This window comes from Pedobacter endophyticus, from assembly GCF_015679185.1.
GTDB classification, from domain to species: domain Bacteria; phylum Bacteroidota; class Bacteroidia; order Sphingobacteriales; family Sphingobacteriaceae; genus Pedobacter; species Pedobacter endophyticus.
Genome location: NZ_CP064939.1, coordinates 401,497 through 417,014 on the forward strand (window position 1 = coordinate 401,497; position 15,518 = coordinate 417,014).

Annotated in this window: 15 protein-coding genes; 5 read left to right on the plus strand and 10 right to left on the minus strand. The window is 43.5% G+C overall.

Features of this window, described 5'->3' with window-relative positions; all coding sequences use genetic code 11:
• Positions 1–61 precede the first annotated feature (61 nt).
• From IZT61_RS01730 to IZT61_RS01755, 6 genes are all read right to left on the minus strand, one after another.
• Complete coding sequence (locus IZT61_RS01730; RefSeq protein ID WP_196099491.1) at positions 62–523, minus strand: hypothetical protein; 462 nt, start codon at positions 521–523, stop codon at positions 62–64.
• A gap of 43 nt (positions 524–566) precedes the next feature.
• Positions 567–1,301, minus strand: coding sequence for a hypothetical protein (locus IZT61_RS01735; protein ID WP_196099492.1), 735 nt, complete (start codon positions 1,299–1,301; stop codon positions 567–569).
• Between the two features lie 39 nt (positions 1,302–1,340).
• Positions 1,341–2,024 carry a pseudouridine synthase gene (locus IZT61_RS01740; protein WP_196099493.1) on the minus strand — a complete coding sequence of 228 codons (684 nt, stop codon included), beginning with the start codon at positions 2,022–2,024 and terminating at the stop codon, positions 1,341–1,343.
• Positions 2,025–2,675: 651 nt separating this feature from the next.
• Positions 2,676–4,799, minus strand: a complete 2,124-nt coding sequence (locus IZT61_RS01745) for a xanthine dehydrogenase family protein molybdopterin-binding subunit (RefSeq protein ID WP_196099494.1) — start codon at positions 4,797–4,799, stop codon at positions 2,676–2,678.
• Between the two features lie 2 nt (positions 4,800–4,801).
• A complete protein-coding gene (locus IZT61_RS01750; RefSeq protein ID WP_196099495.1) occupies positions 4,802–5,785 on the minus strand; it encodes an FAD binding domain-containing protein in 984 nt (327 codons plus the stop codon).
• A complete protein-coding gene (locus tag IZT61_RS01755) occupies positions 5,782–6,405 on the minus strand; it encodes a (2Fe-2S)-binding protein (protein ID WP_196099496.1) in 624 nt (207 codons plus the stop codon). The genes IZT61_RS01750 and IZT61_RS01755 overlap by 4 nt, the downstream gene beginning before the upstream one ends.
• 324 nt (positions 6,406–6,729) lie before the next feature.
• On the opposite strand from IZT61_RS01755, the gene IZT61_RS01760 reads away from it, so the two are divergent.
• Together IZT61_RS01760 and IZT61_RS01765 are read left to right on the plus strand one after the other, a co-directional pair.
• Entirely contained in the window at positions 6,730–8,178 is a 1,449-nt protein-coding gene (locus IZT61_RS01760) for an ATP-binding protein (RefSeq protein ID WP_230383810.1), read from the plus strand.
• 216 nt (positions 8,179–8,394) lie between these two features.
• On the plus strand, positions 8,395–9,045 hold the full coding sequence (locus IZT61_RS01765) for a YceH family protein (protein WP_196099497.1): 651 nt from the start codon (positions 8,395–8,397) through the stop codon (positions 9,043–9,045).
• 1 nt (position 9,046) lies between these two features.
• Here IZT61_RS01765 and fabF read toward each other — a convergent pair whose 3' ends face one another.
• The 3 genes from fabF to IZT61_RS01780 form a co-directional block, all read right to left on the minus strand.
• Entirely contained in the window at positions 9,047–10,297 is a 1,251-nt protein-coding gene (fabF, locus tag IZT61_RS01770; RefSeq protein ID WP_196099498.1) for a beta-ketoacyl-ACP synthase II, read from the minus strand.
• Positions 10,298–10,434: 137 nt separating this feature from the next.
• The gene (locus tag IZT61_RS01775) at positions 10,435–11,187 is read right to left on the minus strand and encodes an SDR family oxidoreductase (protein WP_196099499.1); all 753 of its coding nucleotides are present in this window, start codon (positions 11,185–11,187) and stop codon (positions 10,435–10,437) included.
• 46 nt (positions 11,188–11,233) lie between these two features.
• Positions 11,234–11,836: a TetR/AcrR family transcriptional regulator gene (locus IZT61_RS01780; protein WP_230383811.1), complete on the minus strand. Its 603-nt coding sequence runs from the start codon at positions 11,834–11,836 to the stop codon at positions 11,234–11,236.
• A gap of 178 nt (positions 11,837–12,014) precedes the next feature.
• On the opposite strand from IZT61_RS01780, the gene IZT61_RS01785 reads away from it, so the two are divergent.
• The 3 genes from IZT61_RS01785 (at position 12,015) to IZT61_RS01795 (ending at position 14,781) form a co-directional block, all read left to right on the plus strand.
• Positions 12,015–12,926 (plus strand): helix-turn-helix domain-containing protein, encoded by a 912-nt coding sequence (locus IZT61_RS01785; RefSeq protein WP_196099500.1) that lies wholly within the window; start codon positions 12,015–12,017, stop codon positions 12,924–12,926.
• Between the two features lie 82 nt (positions 12,927–13,008).
• Positions 13,009–13,842 (plus strand): SDR family NAD(P)-dependent oxidoreductase, encoded by an 834-nt coding sequence (locus IZT61_RS01790; RefSeq protein WP_196099501.1) that lies wholly within the window; start codon positions 13,009–13,011, stop codon positions 13,840–13,842.
• 87 nt (positions 13,843–13,929) lie between these two features.
• The gene (locus tag IZT61_RS01795; protein WP_196099502.1) at positions 13,930–14,781 is read left to right on the plus strand and encodes an SDR family NAD(P)-dependent oxidoreductase; all 852 of its coding nucleotides are present in this window, start codon (positions 13,930–13,932) and stop codon (positions 14,779–14,781) included.
• Between the two features lie 130 nt (positions 14,782–14,911).
• On the opposite strand, the gene IZT61_RS01800 is transcribed toward IZT61_RS01795, so the two are convergent.
• Complete coding sequence (locus IZT61_RS01800) at positions 14,912–15,517, minus strand: thioredoxin family protein (protein WP_196099503.1); 606 nt, start codon at positions 15,515–15,517, stop codon at positions 14,912–14,914.
• Between the last annotated feature and the right edge of the window lies 1 nt (position 15,518).

Here is a 15,518-nt window from a genome sequence, read left to right on the forward strand (position 1 = left end):
TATTTTGTAATTCTTTATCATCTTCAATAAGCTCAGCAAAATATGCACGTCTTTCTTTCTGTCAGTTTTTATTTATAAGCGATGTGGATTTGATTAAATAAAGCGAATCGCTATCTTTCTTTTGAACATAATAAAAGCATGAAGAACCGCCCATATAGCCGCCTCCACCGGGGCCGCCGGCTGAACCCGCAGTTTGATAACTTAATTCGTATAGATTAATTTTACCACGTTCAAGTAAAGCTAAAAACTCCAAATCGCCGTTTGGCAACTTCTTGGAGACAAAAGGCGTTTTGTCTTTCCTAAAAAAATATTCTTTAACGGCATCGGGGCGAAGCCTGATCGACTCACCTCCGTTTACGGTATATGAAATATTTCCAAAAATAGACCGTGTCATTTTACAGAATACAGTATCCCCCGAATTTAGTATCGCATATTCGCGTTGCTTCTGGGCGTGTAATTGTTTGGCGGTTAGAATTAGCAGCACGCTAGCTAATCCTAAAAGTATTGGTTTTGAGAAACGCATTTTTTGTTTTTTTCAAAAATAACATTTCATTTCATTCTGCCAATTATTTTCCTCCTACATTAAAAATTATACCGATAGTGAAAATCGAGTTGCCCGCCGTCATGTAATCCCTGTTTTTTAACCCAATGTTGCTGCTTGTAGTGTACTGGAGCTGAAGGTTTTTATTTAATCCCATTCTGGTAAAGAAAACCGGTTCGAAGAAAATATTATCTTCCTTGGGCTGCACCACGCCGTTTATGAAGAACCGATCCATTTTTACATGACTGATTCTCAGTGCTGTACCATAATTTATCGGAAAATCTTTGCCGAAAAGCCTTAAATTATCTTTCTTTTTCGAACTGTAGTTTACTTGTAAAAAGGCTTTGCGATAATCTACCTCCTGAAGTTCGCTGCTTAGCAACACGTCGTTTTTGTAATCGCGAAAAGTGATGTCGCTCCACCCCTTTCCAACGCCACCATAAATTTCTATAATCCTGTTATCATCAGGGCCGAAGGTGTCGTAGTAACCGCCGCCAATTTCAATCAACTTGTGGCCAAAGTCTTTGCTTTTTCTCTCGCTGCTCATGGTTGAACCGCTAAACAAAACGCCGATGTGATTAGATACGGCGTATGCACCATTAATGCTTGCATTGCCTTTTAAAGAAATGTGTCCACCACCACTAAATTCGCCTTGCTGGCTTAGCATTGGGGTATTTGGAACGTTTGGCATGTAAACTGAAGAACAACTGCTGGCAAAAAGGGCCAACAAAGGGAAAACTAAAGGGATGTATTTATTCATGGATGATTTTATAAACTGATTTTGTTGACAAAAATTGTGCTAGAGTTGCATATTCAAAAAACTCATTACCCTTTTAAATTCATCATGTAAATTGGCTTTGAGACAAATTCGTTCGGAAGTTTTGGGATGAGTAAAGTGCAGTTCGGAGGCATGCAACAACATGGTCGACATATTCCATTGTGTTAAGAAAAGCTTGTTTTGCTTGTTGCAACCGTGGGTTCTGTCGCCGATTATAGGATGAAGGATGTGACTAAAGTGCCGCCTTAATTGGTGCATCCGTCCTGTTTTGGGAACGGCCTCAACCAGCGAATACCTTGATGTGGAGTGCTTACCAAAAGCTACATCAATTTCTGCTTTCTGCAACGTAGTAAACGAAGTAAATGCATCCTGCAAGGTGCCGTTCTCCTTAACAAGCGGATAGTCGATATCCATCGCATCGGGGGTAAAGCCCCGCAATACCGCCAGGTATTTTTTATCGGTTTCTGCATTCATAAATTGCTGGTGCATAGCAATTTCAGACTCCTTATCGAAAGCAAACAATAAAATCCCACTAGTCTTTCTGTCGAGCCGATGCACGGGACTAACATGTTTGCCCACCTGATTGCGCAACATTTGCAAGGCAAACTCGGTAGCGTCTCTGGCGATAGACGATTGATGCACTAATAAGCCGTGGGGCTTGTTAATTGCAATCAGATGCTCGTCCTGATAAATAATCTCTAACATGCCGCGAAGATAAGGGATATAGGTTTTTGTTCGAGGCTTTTCTTAAATTTAAAAAATGTATCGATTTTTTGGCTAAAGCCACCATTGGCATTCTTTTTAGCCGTTGACTGAAGCCAACGGCGATGAACTTCCTGAACCAACTTTGTTTTTAAACCCGATCGAAGCGAGATGCTCCCCAGTTCATTACCGATCAATCGGCACTGAACAACCCCTGGGAGCAGAAGCGGGAGCGGGACTGCAGTCCGCCATAAGCATTGATCATTCGTTTCCAAAAAAACACATTAAAAAATTCACCACAATAATTAAGGCTGAAGCCCCCATTGGCATTCCTTTTAACCGTTGACTGAAGTCAACGGCAATGGGCTTCCTGAACAAACTTTGCTTTTAAACCCGATCGAAGCGAGATGCTCCCCAGTTCATTACCGATCAATCAACACTGAACCACCGCTGGGAGCAGAAGCGGGAGCGGGACTGCAGTCCGCCACAAGCACTGATCATTCGTTTCCAAAAAAACACATTAAAAAATTCACCACAATAATTAAGGCTGAAGCCCCCATTGGCATTCCTTTTAACCGTTGACTAAAGTCAACGGCAATTCAAAAAAAACAGTTCAATCCAGTTTAAACTCAGCACTCCCGCGAAGAAGTATTTTTATGCCAAAATTTTATCTGGCGTAATCGGCAACGTTCTGATTCTTTTTCCCGTAGCATTAAAAACCGCATTGGCAACTGCTGCTGAGAAGCCGATCAACGCAATTTCGCCCATGCCCTTCGCTCCCATTGGGTTAATGTACGGGTCGGGCTTGTTGATAAAGTGAACCTCAATTTCCGGAATATCGGCATTTACCGGCACATGGTAATCGGCAAAATTATTATTGATGTATCTGCCAAAGCGGTGATCGACAACTGCTTCTTCGGTTAGGGCCATGCCCACGCCGCCAACAGCGCCGCCTACCATTTGGCTGCGTGCCGTTTTCGGACTCACAATGGTACCCGAATCGCCAACAGAAACAATCTTATCAACCTTAACCACACCCGTTAAGCTGTTTACCTTTACTTTTACAAAATGAATGGAAAATGAGTAAAGCGAATAATCTTCGCGTTCTTTGCCTGCCTGACTTTGCTTGGTTACTTCGATAGCTGGCAGGTTGTTTTTCTTTAGTACGTCGACAAAATTCGAGGTGGCGTCCATGTTTGAGTTGGCCGCCAGTTCGGCAACCGTGGCTTTTAATGCAACGCAAACATCATTTACGGCAGAACCGACGGTAGAAAGTGTAGCGGAGCCGCCCTGGCTTGGCGCCGGAGGCAGCGAGGAATCGCCCAGCTCGAACCTGATTTTATCTCCGGGCATATTTAATATCTTGCTGGCTATCAAAGTCATTCCCGTTCCGGTTCCCGGGCCGATATCGCTGGTTGCACTTTGCAGCACCAACGTTCCATCTGCCTTTAAAATTCCCTTTACAGTCGCCCTGCCTCTATTTGCATTAAAAACACCTACACTTACCCCAAATCCGGTTTTCCACTGGCCATTAGCCAAAGCGCCGGGTTCATTCTTCCGCTCATGCCACCCAATTTTTTGAGCGCCAACACGATAGGCTTCTTTTATATTCTTATCCGAAAAGGGCTTGTTCCGCTGCTGATCCTTTTCGGGATCGTTCTTTGTCCGAAACTCAAGCGGATCCATATTAAGCGCATGCGCCATTTCATCAATCGCACTTTCCAGTGCAAACGCACCCGTGGCTTCGCCCGGTCCCCGCATCCAGATCGGCACCCCCAAATCGACCGGAACAACAGTATATTGCGTGTTTACATTATCGCACTGGTACATAAACTTAGCCATATTTACCAGGCCTTCGGTAAAGTTTTCATATCTGGATGTTTCGCCGAAAGCACGGTGCGTAATTCCGGTGAGCGTTCCATCTTTATTAGCGCCCAAACCTACCGTTTGAATTGCTGCCGGTCTGTTGCCCACCATAGTAAACATTTGCATGCGGGTAATTACCAGCTTTACCGGCTTACCAATGTGTTTTGAGGCCATAATGGTTGCTATTTCCATCGGCCATGTGCGCAGGCCCATTCCGAAACCACCGCCTACAAATTCAGAATTAACCTGTATGTTTTCTGTCGGAATTTTAAACACGTTTGCAATTGTGCCTTGCGTTGATTTAACGCCCTGCGTTTTAGCATAAACCGTTAACTGATCATTGGCACGCCAGTCGGCAATTATACCCGCTAACTCCATTGGGTTATGGGTTTCGATAGGCAGGTGATATTTTGCCTCTATTTTCACTTCTGCTGTTTGGTACGCGTTCTCAATTCCGCGTTTATAATCGGGCTGGCCCTGCAGCTTCTTTGCCTTCGGGTCGACCACTGCTTTCTCGAAATTAGTATTAAAGTCTTCCTTGGCATAAGTGGCCTTAACCAACGATGCGGCATGAGTGGCACGCTCAAAGGTATTTGCAACAACAATGGCGATTGGCTGGCCGTTATAAAAGATTTTATCGGTATAAAAAATCTTCATTGGCGAACCACCTTCTTGCTCATATCCAGGTGTCGATGGTTTATTTAAATGTGAAAGCACAGCAATTACACCCGGCGCCTTTTGTGCGGCTTTTGTATCGAGGGCAGTAATTTTGCCCCTGGTGATATTACTTGTAACCAGCGCTGCGTAGGTGATGCCCGGCAAATCATACTCTGCGAAATATTTTGCCTTTCCGGTAACCTTGTAAACTCCATCTACACGGTCATTTTCATCTTTTAAAACTCTTTTTTCCATGGTTACACTTTAGCAGTTGCGAGGTTTAGGGCCTCAATAATTGAATTTGGAGACATTGCGAGCTTAAAATCGTTTTCGCCGAAGCCTTTTGCTCCACTCATGGCTAATGATGCAGCTTGCTCAAAATTTTGGGCATTGGCTTCCTTGCCTTTTAAAAAGTCCTCTGATGCCGTTAGCCGCCAGGGTTTGTGTGCAACTCCGCCCATCGCCAAACGAACATCTTTAATTTTGTTATCGCTAATTTCAACCGCCGCGGCTACCGATACCAGCGCAAAGGCGTACGATGCCCGATCTCGCACTTTAAGATAATGGGAATGAGCCGCAAGATTATTGGCCGGGATTTCTAACCGGATAATCATTTCATCAGCCTTTAAGTTGTTGTCTAACTGGGGTGTATCGCCGGGTAAGCGATGAAAATCTTTAAATAGAAGCTTGCGTTCTCCTTTGGCGTTCGCAATTACCACTACAGCATCCAGCGCTGTCAGTGCCACACACATATCGCTCGGATGAACGGCAATACATTTATCGGATGTTCCAAAAATGGCATGCATTCGGTTAAAGCCACCAATGGCACCACACCCAGAACCCGGCTCACGCTTATTACATGGCATTTCTGTATCGTAAAAATAACCACAACGGGTGCGCTGCATCATATTGCCGCCAACGGTGGCCACATTACGCAACTGCGCTGATGCCCCGGCGTTTAAGGCCATCGCGAGCAGCGGAAGTTTCTCCTTAATCAATTTGTTTTCTGCAACGTTGGTATTAGAGGCCAGTGCGCCAATAATAATGTTGTGGCCCACAAGTTCAATCTGACGTAAGGGAACATGGTTAATATCTATTAATTTCTCGGGCGAGGTAACGCCCCTTTTCATTAAGTCGATCAGGTTTGTGCCGCCAGCAATAAACTTTGCATTTTTATCTTTTTGCAACAAGGCCAGTGCCGATTTGGCGGACGTTGTTCGGAGATATTGGAAGTTGATCATACCTTTGCGCCTCCTTTCGAAACTTCAATAATCGCATCAACTATATTAGGATAAGCACCACATCTACAGATATTTCCGCTCATATATTCGGCAATTTCTGCTCTCGAACCGGTATGCCCCTCGTTTACGCAGGCAACTGCCGACATAATTTGCCCGGGTGTGCAATAACCACATTGAAAGCCATCGTGTTTAATAAATGCAGCCTGCATGGGGTGTAGTTCCGCTCCGCTGGCCAAACCCTCAATGGTGGTAATCTTTTTTCCTTCGTTCATTACTGCCAAACTGAGGCACGAATTAATCCGTTCTCCATCGGCATGTAGCGTACAAGCGCCACACTGGCCATGGTCGCAACCTTTTTTGGTTCCGGTTAAATGGAGTTCTTCGCGTAAATAATCTAATAGTGTAACCCGCGGCTCTACCGATGTACTGTAAGCCTTGTTATTTACGGTAATATTTAGCGGAATCTTTTCAAAAAGCTCGGCAAAACGTTCGTCGGCCTGGTTTTCGGCCGCTTTTACTGCCGCCGCAGGGGTAAGCGCAATGGCAGTAATTACGGAGCTCTTCTTTAAAAAGTCACGCCGCGTATCGCCACGATTTGATTCCTTATCAGATGATTGCATAAAAATAGGTTTTGAGGTAATCTTGATTTTAAAGTTCGCTATTCTAAACCTTAAAAACACTTGATTTTATAATTCAGAACAATTCTATCGAGTAACAATAATGTAGTTAACTTGCTTCGATGATCATGTTGATTCTTCTGCCGTTTTATTGTTTTAGAATAGTAGAACCGGTTCGCTCAAATACTGTGATCGGTAGTTACTGACCAGTTTTTCCCTTGAAAATAAGCGCAAAAAAAGTCAAAAAAAAGCTTATTTCGACATATTTGTACCAAATAAGCATGTTTCAATCGGCTTATTTTACCATATTTGTATCAAATAAGCGAAATGATGACCAGTTTAAACCTTATTCCGAGAGAGAAGATTATCGAACGATTGCGGTATGAAAACCCGTGGTGGCTAAATAAGCAAATACCACAATTGTACAGTGCCATGTCAAGACGCTTATACTTTAACATTTTTTATCCAAATGTAATCGAAAGAGAGGTACACAGGGCAGTTGTACTTATGGGGCCACGACGTGTGGGCAAAACGGTGATGCTTTTTCATAGTATAGGGCAACTGATTGCTGAAAATGTAGATCCGAAAAAGATCTTTTTTATTGGCATAGACAACCCGATCTATATCCACCTTAGTTTAGAAGACATTTTAAGCCTTTGCAATCAATCACTTAATCAAACTAATTTAAATGGCTGTTACGTTTTCTTCGATGAGATTCAATATCTGAAAGATTGGGAAAGGCATCTAAAAATATTGGTAGACTCATTCCCCGAAACTAAATTTGTGGTGTCGGGTTCGGCTGCGGCAGCATTAAAATGGCATAGCACTGAAAGCGGTGCAGGAAGGTTCACCGATTTTATGCTCCCCCCACTCACCTTTCAGGAATACATCCATCTTAAAAACATGGATCACCTTATTTACGACGGTAGTATCACCTATGGAGAAAAAGAAATACCATATTGTTTAACTCATGATGTAAAAGCACTCAATAAAGAGTTTGTTCATTATTTAAATTTCGGGGGATACCCAGAAGTAGTTTTGTCTGAAAAGATTCAAAGTGACATGGGTAGATACGTTAAGAACGACATTGTGGACAAAGTGTTGTTGCGTGATTTACCCAGCTTGTACGGAATTAAAGATGTACAGGAATTGAATCGCTTTTTTACATACATTGCTTATAATACTGGCAACGAATTTTCGTATGAAACCATGAGTAGAGAGAGCGGAATACAGAAAGATACGCTCAAAAAATATCTGGAATATTTAGAGGCTGCTTTTTTAATAAAAGTGCTGAATAAAGTCGATGTAAATGCCAAACGCCTAAAAAGAGTTACCAGTTTTAAGGTGTATTTAACTAACCCATCGTTAAGAACTGCATTGTTTTCGCCTATTTCGGAAACTGACAGTGAAATGGGTAATTTGATAGAAACCGCAGTGCTATCGCAATGGATGCACCGCGAAAAGTTAGATTTAACTTACGCACGGTGGAAGGATGGTAAAAATGAAGGTGAAGTGGATTTGGTTTTGGTTGACGATAAGAAATATAAGCCCGTGTGGGGTGTAGAGATCAAATGGAGCAATCGTTACTTTGACAAACCTCACGAATTGAGGAGCTTGGTCCAGTTTTGCAAGGCCAATTCATTTGACAAGGCTTTGGTAACCTCCATCGATCAATTCGGAATAAAAACAGTAGATAACCTATCATTTTCTTTTTTACCTGCCTCAGTATACAGTTATAATGTTGGAGACATCACTTTAAAAATGAAAAACAGCTAAAGTCAAGAAATAAATATTGTGAAAGGTTTGTATCGACCAGGAAAACCGCCTGTAGAACAGCTTGCTTTTGGGTCAACCACGCGGTAGGGCGATGCGCTATATGCAAATCATCTGCATATGTAATCTAAATCCCCCAAAGTTTATATTCTGAACCTCCAACCGCAGGTAATAGCAAATTAATTTCGAAAATGTTAAGCCAATTTCTATTTTTATCGAATGGAAGCCATCAAACCACTACCCAATTTATCAGCAGAGGAGCAACGCGTGTTAGGCTCGTTGATTGAAAAGAGCCGCACCACTCCAGATTATTACCCGATGACCTTGAACAGTTTAACAGCTGCCTGTAACCAAAAAAGCGCTCGCAGTCCGGTAGTTAATTACGACGAGGAAACAGTAACACTTACCTTAAATTCGCTGAAGATAAAAGGTTTAATTTCAACTGCTACAGGCGGTTCGAGTAGAGTAATTAAATATAAACATAACCTTGGGGTTGTTTATCCGCTTGTGCCCTCTGCCCTATCAGTTATTTGTTTGTTGCTTTTACGGGGACCGCTTACACCCGGCGAGATCAATAGCAACTCGGGCCGGCTTTACGAATTTGAGAGCATAGAAGAAGTGGTTGAGCAACTGCAGCAACTGGCAAATGAAACACCTCCATTTGTGAAACAGCTACCGAAACGAACGGGGCAAAAAGAAGCTCGGTTTGTCCATTTGCTGGGCGATTATATAGAAAGCCAGGAAGCAGAAACAAGCACCCCGCAAACAACAATTTTCCAACCCAGTGAAGAGTTGGAAAATCGCATTGCAAACCTCGAAAAAGAGGTAGAAGAACTAAAAGAACTTGTTAACTTACTGATGGACAAGTAAGCTAGCCTTCAAATTTTTTAAAAATAGTGCTGGCCACGTGTCCGCCAAAACCGAAAGTATTGTTAAGCACGTAATTGATTTCTTTCTTAATCGGTTTGGATAACACAATGTTGAGGCCCTTTGGAATATTTTCATCGAGCTTTTCGGTGTTTATTGTTGGCGGCACTATCCCATCTCGTATGGCCAGGATGCTGATCAAACTTTCAACGGCACCTGCCGCACCCAATAAATGGCCCGTCATTGATTTGGATGCACCAATTACTACGGGAAGCTCATTAAACACCGTTTTAATGGCATTTAACTCGCTCAAATCGCCTAAACCTGTAGAGGTTGCATGGGCGTTAATGTAATCGATTTTATCGGGCGAAATGTTGGCGTCGCTTAGCGCCTTTTTCATGCCGAGCGTTGCGCCAATACCATCAGGCGGAGTTCCGGTGAGGTGATACGCATCGGCAGCCATACCGCCACCTACAATTTCGGCATAAATATGCGCACCACGGCTTTGGGCATGTTCCAATTCTTCTAAAATTAGCGCACCCGCTCCTTCGCCCATTACGAAGCCATCACGCGTTTCATCGAACGGTCTCGATGCCGTTTCGGGGCTGTCGTTCCTTTTGGACAACGCCTGTGCGGCGCTAAAGCCGCCGACTGAGGCTTCGGTTATTGCAGCTTCTGAGCCACCGGCGATCATTACGTTGGCCTTTCCCAGCCTGATGGTATCGAATGCATTAATAATTGCCGTATTGGATGATGCGCAAGCGGAAACGGTACAATAATTGGGCCCGCGAAGTTTATGGCGAATACTGATGGCCCCTGCGGCGATATCGACAATCATTTTAGGGATAAAGAACGGACTGAACCTGGGCGTTCCATCACCTTGATGAAATTCGGCCAGCTGCTGTTCAAACGTAGAGATGCCTCCATTGCCCGTTGCCCAGATCACGCCTACCTCCGCCAATTCATCGTCGTTCATGGTGGTAAAGTCTAAGCCTGCATCTTTAATCGCCTGATCGGTCGACGCAATGGCATATTGGGTAAATGTATCGTACTTTCTGGCCTCTTTTTTATCGAGGAAAGATTCAGGGTGAAAATCCTTTACTTCAGCCGCGAAATGTGTCTTAAACTTGCTCGTATCAAATTTCGTAATCGGCCCGACGCCGCTTTTTCCAGCCAAAATATTTCCCCAAAAGGTTTCTACTGTGTTTCCCAGCGGCGTAATAGCGCCCAAACCAGTTACAACTACTCGTTTCATTTTATTAGTTTTATGTTTTCGTGCGACATTCTCGCCTGTTAATCTTTTGGCCGCAAAGGTGGGCATTCCAGTTGTTAAAATTGCCATGTAAAGGCAAAATTTCCTAGCCATAATGCTTCGCAACGCGATCTAGGTTCTTATTGTACGTTTCTGGTTCCGTTGATTAAGCTCAGCGCTTCTGCAGGTGCCTTGCGAAACAACTGGTAAATTTTTTCGGTATCGCCAACCCTAATTTCAAACTCATTTTTGGCCAATGCAGCAATAAACTCGTCGGCAACAACAGCAGGCTTAATTCCATTATGACCGCCAATTTCTTTCGAGAAGGCTGTATCAACCAATGGTGGCATCAGCTCGAAGACCTTAACCGATGTTTCTTCTAAACTCAGCCTTAACGATGTAGTATAGGAATGTAAAGCGGCCTTACTCGCCGCATAGGTAGGTAAATTGATTCCCGGAACAAAAGCAACTACTGACGATACATTTACAATGGCCGATTCGTTTTGCGCTCTGAGGATGGGCATGAGCTTCTGGTTCAATCTGATGATAGCAAGATAATTGGTCATCATTTCTTCTGCGGCGTTACCAAAAGCATCTTCCGCTTCATCTGCTAAGTGATAGACAAAGGCACGCCCGGCGTTGTTAATAACCATGTTTAGCTGCGGAAAGTCAACTTCAATCCGTTTCACAAGTGCAGTTACGTCCGATTCTTTACTTACGTCGAACGCAATCGGCGTAACATTTTGCAATCCTGCCAAAGCAGTTTCCAGGCGTTGCTTATCTCGTCCGGTAACAATAACGTAGTTATTTAATGCCACAAGTTGCTTAACGATTTCGAGACCAATGCCCGCTGTACCGCCAACAATTAATACGGTGTTGTTTGATGTTTTCATTTTTTCGATTTTTTATACCAATCGGTATATTTTAGTTTAAAAATTTTTAGCTTAATGTATTGATGTATTTTTTTAACGAGTCCATAATTGAATTCCAGTTAGACAATTTGTTTGTTAAGCGGGCAATCATTATTCCGCCCTCAATCATCGCGATCATTGTTAGCGCAATTTGCTCAGGGTCGCTTCCCTCCTTGATCTCGTTTTGCGAAATTCCCTCGTTTACTAAATTTATGATGTTTTTTTTCCAGGACAAAACCGCCTGCAGTGCTTTTTTCCTCAAGGCTGGATGCGTATCGTCGGCATCGGTAGCCGTATTCAATATCGGGCAGCCGCCATTAGATATTGAGCCGATAAGCCCTTGATAAACGTCGATATAAGCCAACAGTTTGCCTTTGGTGGTGGTTTGACAGTTCATTTCCGCCTCAATCTTAGAAAGATTGCTCTTCAGGTTGAAGTCGAACGCAGCAAGTGCAACTTCGTCCTTATTGGCAAAATTACCATATATGCTGCCCTTTGTTAAACCAGTTGCAGCCGTAATGTCGTTTAGCGAAGTTCCGGCATAACCTTTCCTATTGAAGATAGGTGCTGTCTTTTCTATAATTAAATTTTTGGTCTTCTCTGCCTTGGTCATTTTTACTGGTTTCGACACTGCAAATATATACCGATTGGTATATTGCACAAAATTATTTTATCACGCCAGTGTCGTTTTTAACCAGGCAAGGCGCCAAGGTTATGCGGTTCTTATGTCTCTTGGGATTGAAAATCGGATTGTATTACGGGTGACGTCGGGATATTTGATATTCGTTTGAATTTTGTAACTTTGAGTTATGAGTACGATTGAAACCTTAGAAGAGTTTTACCAAAACAAGTTTAGCTTTTTACCAGAGAACCTTCAAAATGGCGTCGGCCACTTTAACGTTTTCCGCCTGGAAGATTGTTTGCGTGATGACCGCAAGCAAATGAGCTACAACCGGAGAGATTTCTATAAAATTTCGCTCATCCGCGGGCATAACGTTTACCATTATGCCGATAAAAGCATTGAGGTAAATGGCACAGCACTTATTTTTTTTAATCCGTTTGTTCCCTACACCTGGGAACTGGCCAGTGGAACAAAAAGCGAGGTAACAGGTTTCTTTTGCATATTTACCGAGGCTTTTTTCAAGGAAAAGATTCGCGGAAATATTGGGGACCTACCAATGTTTGCTCCAGGTGGGAACCCGGCCTATATATTGGATGCCAAGCAAGATGCCTACGTGGTGTCGGTTTTCGATAAGATGCTTGAAGAAATCGATGCCGATTACGTTTACAAATATGATTTGTTGCGAAATTACATTACAGAAATAACGCACTTCGCTCTGAAAACCCAACCTTCGGAGGTTTTATTTAAGCATACCAATGCCAACACCCGAATTACCTCGGTATTTACCGAGCTGCTTGAACGCCAGTTCCCGATTGAAACAACATCGCAGCGATTTACCATGCGCTCGGCAAAGGATTACGCCGAACAGCTTTCGGTACACGTAAACCACCTTAACCGGGCGATTAAAGAAACAACCGGCAAAACGACAACACACTATATTACCGAACGCTTGCTTACCGAAGCGAAAGCCCTGCTTAAACATACCGACTGGAACATTTCGGAAATTGGGTACTGTTTGGGCTTTGAGGAACCAACGCATTTTAACAACTTCTTTAAGAAATTAACCAACCATACGCCCACCGCGTACCGAATTGTTTGATTTTCGTAATCATCAGTTTGATTCACGTAATGCCCGAACTTCGCAATCGCCTTAATTTTGTCTTAACAAAAAGGATAAAATTATGGGACTTAAAAAAGTTTGGTTTGTAACTGGTGCATCAAAGGGTTTAGGCCTAAGTTTAGTCAACCAGCTATTAAAAGCAGGTCAGTCGGTAGCTGCTACGTCAAGAAATGTTGACGAGTTAGTTGCCGCCGTGGCTTCGCAATCAGAAAAATTCCTCCCCCTGGCAGTAAATCTTGGCGACGAACAGAGCGTAGCAACCGCTATCGATGCAACGGTGGCCAGGTTTGGCCGCATCGACGTGGTGATTAATAACGCCGGGTATGGAATTGGTGGAAGCATTGAAGAATTAACGGATACGGAAACAAGAAACAGTTTCGACATCAACGTGTTTGGAACTTTGAACGTCATCCGAAAAGCCAGTCCGCAATTAAGGGCGCAACGGTCGGGCCACATCATCAACATCGCTTCTATTGCTGGTATTGTTGGCGCCACAGGCTGGGCGATTTATGCTGCAACCAAAGCAGCGGTAATTGCCATGTCGGAGGTTTTAGCTGAAGATTTAAAGGCTTTTGGTATTAAGGTTACGGCTGTTGCACCGGGAGCCTTTAGAACGAGTTTTCTCACCGAAGAGTCGCTTGTGCTGGCGAGCAATCCGATAGCTGATTACGAAGATGTTAGAGCGGTACATGAGCGGTATTTAAAAATGAACGGCGCACAAGCAGGCGACCCAGAAAAGGCTGCTGCGGCAATGATTTCGCTGGTAAGCATGCCAAATCCACCTATTCATTTGCTGCTTGGAAAGGATGCGTTGCAAAGAGCAACCACGAAAACAGAGGCGCTTACAAAAGAATTTCAAGACTGGAAAGCAATAACCATTTCAACAGATTTTTAAACTGGCGACGGTTGGCTTAAGGCTGATCAACGTCAAAACAGCTAATTAAAACACGATCAATTACGATTAAGCAAAAAAATATATATCATGGAAAACAAAAAAGTATGGTTTGTTACGGGTGCATCTAAAGGCCTCGGACTAACATTGGTAAAAAAATTATTGAGCAAAGGTTATCAGGTAGCGGCAACTTCAAGAAACTTAAACGACTTATCGACTGCAGTTGGCGAAATGGACAACTTTCTGCCTTTAGCGGTAAACTTGATGGATGAGAACAGTGTTGAAGAGGCAATTGGGCAAACGATTACGAAATTTGGGAAACTAGATGTAGTGGTGAACAACGCCGGCTACGGAATGATTGGTGCGCTTGAAGAATTAACCGATGCGGAATCGCGTGCAAATTTCGACGTGAATGTTTTCGGTTCGCTAAATGTAATCAGAAAAGCGCTGCCGCAAATGAGAAAGCAACAGTCGGGACATGTTTTCAATATCTCGTCTATCGGCGGTTTCTCCGGAAACTTCCCTGGTTTTGGCATCTATTGCGCTACTAAGTTCGCTGTTGCCGGCTTTACCGAATCGCTTGCTGCCGAGGTTCAATCGTTCGGCATTAAAGCAACTGTTGTTGAGCCAGGTTATTTTAGAACTGACTTTTTAACTTCTGGTTCGCTTGCGGTTCCCCAACATCCTATCGATGCTTATCAATCGGTACGCGATACACAGGCTGCCCACCAGCACGATATCAATAACCAACAACCGGGCGATCCGGCAAAAGCCGCCGATGTAATGATTGCCGCGGCAGAAAGTGACAGCGCTCCGCTACATTTATTTTTGGGCCCGGATGCTTATCAAGTTGCAGATGCAAAAATTGCTGATGTACAAAAAGACATGGTCGCTTGGAAAACCCTGGCCACATCGACCAATTTTGATGCAGTTGAAGTGTAGCTAGAGCCGCACTCATTTGCCCTTCGACTTCGCTCAGGGTGACATTCATCATGACGTTCTATCATTACATAACATTGGCACAAGTTGTTGATGCAAATTGAAATATCAAGTTTTCAAAGGGGATAAGAAATTATCCCCTTTGCCATTTTATACTGCAGCCAACGGCCTTTGTTGCGGTTACCGCGGGCTTTTTACCAGAATTTAAAGCGTCAATTGCGTTTTCTACATAGTTTACTTTGGTAGCGTTGCCACCTTCGGGGTCGTTATCTATAGCGCCGATATACTCCACCGTGGTTCCGTTAGCTGTTTTGCTTAATACAAAAACATGCGGTGTTTTTAATGCACCGAACTGCTTTGTAACTACTTGATTGGGATCGAACAGGTATGGGTAGTTAAAACTTTTTTCTTTCGCCAAAACCTGCATCTTCTCGTAGCTTTCATCGGGTGCGGCTCCGGCGTCATTTGGGTTTATGGCCACCACGGGATAGCCTTTAATGGCAAAAGCAGCGTTTAGGGCGGCCACCCGATCTTGGTAACCTTTTGCCACGGGACAGGTGTTGCAGGTAAATACAACGATGTAGCCTTTTGCATCTTTGTAATCGGCCAGCGAAACTGTTTTGCTGTCGATATTTTTAAGTGCAAAATCTTTAACTACATCTCCTACCTGATAACCTGTGGTTTGACCAAATGCCAAGGTCGAGATCAACAGCAAACCTGTTAGAAATAAATTTTTCATA

Coding starts and splice junctions, on each gene's coding strand:
- IZT61_RS01775 (WP_196099499.1), bottom strand. CDS start 11,187: ATGAAAACATCAAACAACACCGTATTAATTGTTGGCGGTACAGCGGGC.
- IZT61_RS01785 (WP_196099500.1), top strand. CDS start 12,015: ATGAGTACGATTGAAACCTTAGAAGAGTTTTACCAAAACAAGTTTAGC.
- fabF (WP_196099498.1), bottom strand. CDS start 10,297: ATGAAACGAGTAGTTGTAACTGGTTTGGGCGCTATTACGCCGCTGGGA.
- IZT61_RS01755 (WP_196099496.1), bottom strand. CDS start 6,405: ATGCAATCATCTGATAAGGAATCAAATCGTGGCGATACGCGGCGTGAC.
- IZT61_RS01730 (WP_196099491.1), bottom strand. CDS start 523: ATGCGTTTCTCAAAACCAATACTTTTAGGATTAGCTAGCGTGCTGCTA.
- IZT61_RS01800 (WP_196099503.1), bottom strand. CDS start 15,517: ATGAAAAATTTATTTCTAACAGGTTTGCTGTTGATCTCGACCTTGGCA.
- IZT61_RS01740 (WP_196099493.1), bottom strand. CDS start 2,024: ATGTTAGAGATTATTTATCAGGACGAGCATCTGATTGCAATTAACAAG.
- IZT61_RS01735 (WP_196099492.1), bottom strand. CDS start 1,301: ATGAATAAATACATCCCTTTAGTTTTCCCTTTGTTGGCCCTTTTTGCC.
- IZT61_RS01760 (WP_230383810.1), top strand. CDS start 6,730: ATGATGACCAGTTTAAACCTTATTCCGAGAGAGAAGATTATCGAACGA.
- IZT61_RS01790 (WP_196099501.1), top strand. CDS start 13,009: ATGGGACTTAAAAAAGTTTGGTTTGTAACTGGTGCATCAAAGGGTTTA.
- IZT61_RS01745 (WP_196099494.1), bottom strand. CDS start 4,799: ATGGAAAAAAGAGTTTTAAAAGATGAAAATGACCGTGTAGATGGAGTT.
- IZT61_RS01765 (WP_196099497.1), top strand. CDS start 8,395: ATGGAAGCCATCAAACCACTACCCAATTTATCAGCAGAGGAGCAACGC.
- IZT61_RS01750 (WP_196099495.1), bottom strand. CDS start 5,785: ATGATCAACTTCCAATATCTCCGAACAACGTCCGCCAAATCGGCACTG.
- IZT61_RS01795 (WP_196099502.1), top strand. CDS start 13,930: ATGGAAAACAAAAAAGTATGGTTTGTTACGGGTGCATCTAAAGGCCTC.